Annotated in this window: 4 protein-coding genes and 1 pseudogene; all 5 read right to left on the reverse strand. The window is 67.6% G+C overall.

Annotated features, from left to right (window positions below):
• A partial coding sequence (locus K8V11_RS12990) for a Na+/H+ antiporter subunit E (RefSeq protein WP_303915085.1) occupies positions 1–347 on the reverse strand: 347 nt, incomplete at its 3' end.
• A complete protein-coding gene (locus tag K8V11_RS12995; RefSeq protein ID WP_303915088.1) occupies positions 347–2062 on the reverse strand; it encodes a proton-conducting transporter membrane subunit in 1716 nt (571 codons plus the stop codon). The genes K8V11_RS12995 and K8V11_RS12990, both read right to left, overlap by 1 nt.
• A 26-nt stretch (positions 2063–2088) precedes the next feature.
• Positions 2089–2385 (reverse strand): annotated as a pseudogene (locus K8V11_RS13000) (sodium:proton antiporter); the annotation flags it as partial.
• Positions 2382–5381: a DUF4040 family protein gene (locus K8V11_RS13005; RefSeq protein WP_303915091.1), complete on the reverse strand. Its 3000-nt coding sequence runs from the start codon at positions 5379–5381 to the stop codon at positions 2382–2384. The pseudogene K8V11_RS13000 and the gene K8V11_RS13005, both read right to left, overlap by 4 nt.
• 133 nt (positions 5382–5514) lie before the next feature.
• On the reverse strand, positions 5515–6424 hold a 910-nt coding region (locus K8V11_RS13010; RefSeq protein WP_303915094.1), incomplete at its 5' end, for an acyl-CoA dehydrogenase.

The following is a 6424-nucleotide window of genomic DNA, read 5'->3' on the forward strand; positions in this document are numbered from 1 at the left end:
GCCTTGCGGTTTTCCGGCGATGACGGCGGAGAGAGCACCGTCAAGAGCCTGCGTTCCATTTCTGCGATCTCGGCGACGATCTCCTCGCGGTCGCCTCCGAGGACGCAGTGAACATACAATTCGTCACCGCCGATGCCGAGGACGAGAGTCGACGGGGTGACAGTGATCGCCCACGACAACACCGTCGCCTGGAGGTCGCTCTTGCCGACGAGGTCGTAGCGGATGATGATCGGCGGTCCGATCGGCGCGGGCGAGAACGCGGCGCGGATCACGCCGAGCGAGGCGAGGAGAATCTGCCACCCCATCCACGCCGTGACCGCGGGGACGTTGAGAATCTGGCGCAGCATCAGCGATCGCCCCTTTCCGCCCCGACCGTTTCGGCAGCGTCATCCCCGGCGAGGGGTCGGAACTCTGCGTCGGGGTCGAGGGGAGGAACCATGTACTCTCCGTCGATCGCGTCCGAGCCGAGTACCGCCTCGACATATCCGCGTGTGTCGATGAGCCCGACGACGGCGCGGTCCACGATCTGCGCGAGTGGCTGGTAGCCGAAGAACATCGCCATGCTCGCCGCCGCGAAGATGACCGCCGGCGCCGTCAGCGTGGCAGGCATGCGCCGGACTGGGGCGGCCGCCTCATCGCCCGAATCCGCGTCCTGTATCTCGGCAGGTGCCTCATCGTCCTCGGCATCCTCATCACCCTCGTCTTCGGTGTCCCACATGGTGTGCTTCCACAGGCGGATCATCGCGATCAGCCCGATGAACCAGCCCACGCACACTGCGGCGAGCATCGTCAGGCCGGGCCAGCCGCCGGCCTCCGCGCCCGCGCGCACGACCTCGAATTTCGCGACGAGCCCGCTCGTGAGCGGCAGCCCGATGAGCGAGGCGATAAGCACGATCGACACCAGCGCCATCCACCGTTCACGCCACCACATGCCGCGCAGCGCGCCCTGACCCGTGAGCCGAGGTGCGCCGTAGTGGTGCTCGAAGGCGCCGAACGCCGAGAGTAGTCCGCCGATGGTGAGCATGTGGTGGATCATGTACACGATCGCGCCGGTGAGCGCGATGGCGACGATGGAGGTTGCCAGCTGCGGCCCCTGTTCGCCGGACACCCTGGTCGTGCCGACGGCGAGCGAGGCGAGGATGACGCCGACGCCGGAAACCATTTGCCACGCGAGCACCCCGCGGATCCGCGAACCGGACGCGGAGGCGATAGCGCCCACCAGCGTCGTGGTGAGCGCTGCGGCAAGCATGATCCAACCCCATGCCGGGTCGAGGTCGAATGCGGTGGTCCAGATCCGGATCACCGCGTACAGCGCGACCTTCGTGTGCAGGCCGGCGAACAGCGCCATCACCCCGGAGCTCGTGCTCGGGTACGTCTGTGGCAGCCAACCGTGGACGGGCACCGCGCCGGCCTTGATGCACAGCGCGAGGACGACGAGGCCGAGCGCGAATGCGAGGCGGCCGTCCTCGCGCGCGGCGCCGGCGAGCGCGGCGAGGTTCACCGATCCGGACACCGCGTAGACCAGCCCGACTCCGGCGACGAGCAGCGTCGAGGTGAGCAGATTGATCACCACGAACAGCCTGCCAGCGGCGATCCGCCTCGCCCCGCCCGTGAGCGCGAGCAGCGCGTACGAGGGCATGAGCATGACCTCGACCCACACGAAGAGGTTGAACAGATCGGCAGTGAGCAGGGCGCCGTTGACGCCGCCGAGCAGCAACAGCACGAGGGAGGGGAAGAAGCGGGAGCGGCGTATCTCGCCGGTCGCATCCGAGAGCCAGATCGCGAGGATCGCGACGCCTGAGCACACAGCGAGCATGAGTGCAGAAAAGGTGTCGGACACGAACGGGATGGCCACCCCGGGCACATACGCACCGAAGCCGACGGCCTCGACCGGCGTAGAGCCGTGGTGGACGATGAGAGCCACGCTGCCCGCGAGCGCCGCAAAGGGTACCGCGTACACCAGGGTGCGCCGAGCCCAGAGCCATGGGGCGAGGACGGCGAGCGCCGCGCCGATGATGGGAACGCCGATGAGCAGCGGCAGGAGAGTGCTGGCGTCGGTCATGCTTTCCCTCCTGTCGCCGGTGCGGTCTCGGTATCGTCATTGCGACCGATCACCGCGAGCGCACACATGAAGATCGACACGGCCATCGAGATGACGATCGCAGTGAGCACGAACGCCTGCGGCAGCGGATCGGCGGCCACGTCGAGTTCTGTCCGGCCGTCGAGCGGTTCGCCGCGCCACGCGCCGACGCCGGCTGCGAGCAGTAGCAGGTTGACCCCGTGGCTGAGAAGCGTGAGCCCGAACACCACGCGCACCATGTCCCGTTGGAACATCAGGTAGGTGGCGCCCGCGAGGAGAACGCCGATCGTCACGGCGAGAATCATTCGGCCGCCTCCTTTTCCGTGTCGACGGTGCGTGGCGTCGCCTCCGCCCCGTCGTCATCCGGCGCAGGTGCATCCTCATCCCGCGCGGGCGCCTCGCCGTTCGGGCGCAGCCGCCCCATGCCGAGCAGGTTGATAGCGAGCATGACCAGTCCGAGCACGGCGAACGACACCCCGAGGTCGAAAACGAGCGAGCTCGACAGCGCGATCCCCCCGACGTCCCAGTGTTTCGGCTCGAGGAACGTGCCCCACAGGTAGCCTGCGATGCCGGTGCCGCCGGCAAACAAGAGCCCCAACCCGATGACGACGGAGGGGGTGTTCTGCCTGGAAAGCGGACGGTCGGCGTCCCTGGACAGGTAGATCAGCGCTATGGCAGCCGAAGCCACGAGCGCCGCGATAAAGCCGCCGCCGGGCTTGCTGTGCCCACGCCAGAACAGCAGCGCCGCGACCGCGAGCAGCACGGGCGCAGCGAACCACACGACCAGTCGCAGCGGAACGGTATTGCGTCGAACGTCGCCGAAGGCCCGGCGCACCCGCTCGGATCGTCCCTCCAGCTCGGCGAAAGGAGCCTCGAGCGAGTCGCCCGGATCGAGGTAGCGTTCGCGCATCGACGCGATCACCGCGGCGATGGCGATCCCGGCCATGCCGAGTACGGACAGCTCGCCGAAAGTATCCAGTGCACGGAACTCGACGAGAATCACGTTGACAACGTTGTGCCCGCCGCTGATCTCCTCGGTGTTCTCGAGAAGGTATTCACCGAGGTCCGAGCGTTCGCGGCGCGAGGTGAGCACGAGCGTACCCACGGTCGCGCCGACGCCGACGAGCGCAGCCATCACGAGCCCTGCCGAATGCCGACCCCGCGAGGGTCGACGGAAATGCGTCGGCAGCCGGCGCAGAACGAGCAGGAACACGATCACCGTGATCGCCTCGACCATGAGCTGGGTCAGGCCGACGTCCGGCGCTCCGAGGCTGAACATCTGCACCGTCACCGAAATGCCGACCGCCGACAGCAGCACGACCGTGCCCACGCGCGAGCGGGTGACGCACATGCCGACCACCGCACAGGCGATCGCGACGAGAAGGACCAGATCGGACACGCGGCCGAGGTTCGGCTGAAGCGGCGGCACAGTACTCAGACCGCCGGAGCCGAACATCGCGAGAAGGCCGATCGCGGCGAGTCCACACATCGTGGCCAGCAGCGCGCCGACGTGCCGAGCCGGCGAATCGGAATCGGTGAGCTTCGCGAGCGCGGCCCCGGCAAGCGTTACCTCGCGGTCCAGCGCATCCGAGGCCCCTGCCCCGTCGAATGGGAGGAGGGGGCGGTCGAGCGCCCGCTCGATCGGCCTCCGCCACCAGGCAAGCAACCCACCCACGACGATGACGGCGGAGGTGATGGCGATTTCGATGCCGAACCCATGCCACAACGCGAGGTGGGAATGGTACTGCGAGCCGGGGACCGCGGCGGCCGCGAAGGCATCGAGGAACCCGTCGAGCGGGCCCATCCAGAACGCCAGGGGGAGGCCGACGAACGCCGGGATCGCCGCCGCCCACAGCAGCACCGGCGACACCTTGTGGACGGCTGCGGGCGCTCCCTTTCCCCGCTTCGTCGCGGAGCGGTCCACATCGACGAAGGCGGCGAGGACGATGCGGGCGCAGTACGCGAATGTTCCGATGGCCCCGAATGTCGCGGCGGCCAGGACGATCCAGCGCCCGCCGCCGTCATCCAGCGAGGAAAACGCGGTGAGCATCGATTCCTTCGAAACGAAACCGAGAAGGGGTGGGATCCCTGCCATGCCCGCGGCGCCGACGAGGGTCGCGGCGAAGGCCACGGGCATCGCCCGAATGCGCCCCGGGATCCGGCGCAGTTCGCGAATGTCACGGGTATGGGTCGCGTGGTCGACGACACCGATGAGCATGAACAGGCCCGACTTGAACAGGGCGTGGGCGAGGGTATGCAGCGCGGCGGCGGCAAGGGCCGCGTCCGTGCCGACGCCGATCGCCGCGATGATCCAGCCGAGCTGCGACACCGTCGAGTACGCCATGAGCTGCTTGAGGTCGAACTTCTGCAGCGCGAAGATCGCGGCCATGATCGCGGTTCCGAGGCCGACGGAGATGAGCAGGGTGCGCCACAGCGCGATGTCGGCGAATGCGGGGGAGAAGCGCATCGCCAGGAAGATGCCCGCCTTGACCACCGCCGCCGCGTGCAGATACGCCGAGACCGGGGTGGCCGCGGCCATGGCTCCGGGGAGCCAGTAGTGGAACGGCCACTGCGCCGATTTCGAGAACACGGCAACGGCGACGAGCACCGCGACGAGACCGGTGATCTGCGGTTCGTCGGTCCACACGGTCCCGGACAGTGCCTCGGAAATCCGGTCGGTACCCGAATACATCCACACTAGCGCGATGGCCGCGAGAAGGGCCAGGCCGCCGGCGAAGGTTGCGGAGAGGGTGCGCATGGCCGAGGCGAATGCGGGCCGACCCGAGGTGAGGATGAGTGCGAAACTCGCCAGCGAGGTGATCTCCCAGCCGACGTACAGCACCGCAAGAGAGTCGGTGAATACCAGCAGCAGCATCCCGAACGTGAACACCGCGATGAGCTGGTAGAAGGCGTATCCCGGGGCTTTGGCCAAACGGGTTCCCGGAGGGGGCTCGGTGTGTGCGGGGATCGTTCCGGCCTCGGCGGGGGCGGTCTTGTCGAAGTACGCCGTGGAATAGACGAGGACTATCGCGCCGATCCCGAGGGTGATGAGCGCGAAGAACATGCCGATGGGCTCGGCGACGAATACCGCGTCCCACCCCCGCGCCGGAACCCACGGGAGCGAAGCCGTCGTGCCGGGGTTTCCGGAAAAGACGTTCTTCGCCTCGGGAACGAGCGCTGCGAATCCGGCAAGGTAGAGGATCGCCAGGGGCCAGCCCGCTTGCCGTCCCATGAGGCGGGACAGAGGCCACGCCAGGCATGTAGCTAGGGCTGACGCTCCGATTCCGAGGAGAAGCGTCATGGAAATACCTTAACAATGGCGGAGTGGCGGTCCGGGATTTAGCCAAACGAATGCTGGGAGAACCTCGCCCGCCTGCACGTTCGGCGCAGGCGGGCGAGGAGGACGCATGGGCGCCCGAAATGACGCGGACGGGCTACTTCTTGTACCCCGCCGGCTCGGCGCCCTCGGCCGGGTCGACGCCGGCCTCGCGGAGCATCGGTACGTCGGTGAGTATCGCCGGGATGCCGAACGCCTTGATGAGATCGTCGGCGTAGTACGACAGCGAACGGCACAGCCGGTTATAGGACGCCGTCGCGGCCTTCGTCCGCTCGGTGGTGAGTCGGTTGTGCTCGAGGAACCAGCCCTTGTTCTTATCGACGATGTCGAGGAAGTAGAGGTCCAGCAGCGCGTCGAGTACCTCGGCGGTGTTCGGGTCCTCCTCTTCGATCTTGTCGATCGCCTCGACGAAGCGGTCGAAGACGTACAGGTCCATGTGCGCCTGGCCGACGGCGAGGATGTGGTCCTGGGCGCCGTTGAACGTGTCGAACGCGGAGATCTTGTCGTTGGAATCGGCGCGGCGCATCCGCTGCGCGGCCGTCTCCACGAGGTGCTCTTCGCGGTCGGTGAGGAGGCGGATCTGGTGACCGCGCTCGAGGAGGTCGGTGTTCTCGCGGTCCGTCACCGAGTCGATGAGCTTCTGCCAGAGTGTCGTCGCGCGCACGCGCTCCTGCACCATGTCGCCGACCGTGCCGACGACGGTGCCCACGAGGTGGACGGGGTCCATATCCGAGAACTCGTTGGCGTACGCCGTGAGCTGCTCCTTCGCGACGAGCTGGGTGAGCACGACGTTATCGCCCTCGAACGTGGAGAACACGTCGAGGTCGGCGCGGATTCCGGTGAGCCGGTTCTCGGCCATGTAGCCGGCACCGCCGCAGGCGAGACGCATCTCGTTGACCGTGTCGTTGGCCCAGCCGGAGACCGTGGCCTTGATCCCGGCCGCGTGCGTTTCGAGCTGGCGACGCTCGAGCTCGTCGTAGGAGTCCGGGTTCGCCTCGAAGTCGTGA

The organism is Dietzia timorensis (assembly GCF_020742175.1).
GTDB lineage: Bacteria > Actinomycetota > Actinomycetes > Mycobacteriales > Mycobacteriaceae > Dietzia > Dietzia timorensis_A.

Bases quoted from the DNA above. Each gene is read 5' to 3' on its own strand.
- K8V11_RS12995 (WP_303915088.1), bottom strand. From the start codon at position 2,062: ATGACCGACGCCAGCACTCTCCTGCCGCTGCTCATCGGCGTTCCCATC.
- K8V11_RS13005 (WP_303915091.1), bottom strand. From the start codon at position 5,381: ATGACGCTTCTCCTCGGAATCGGAGCGTCAGCCCTAGCTACATGCCTG.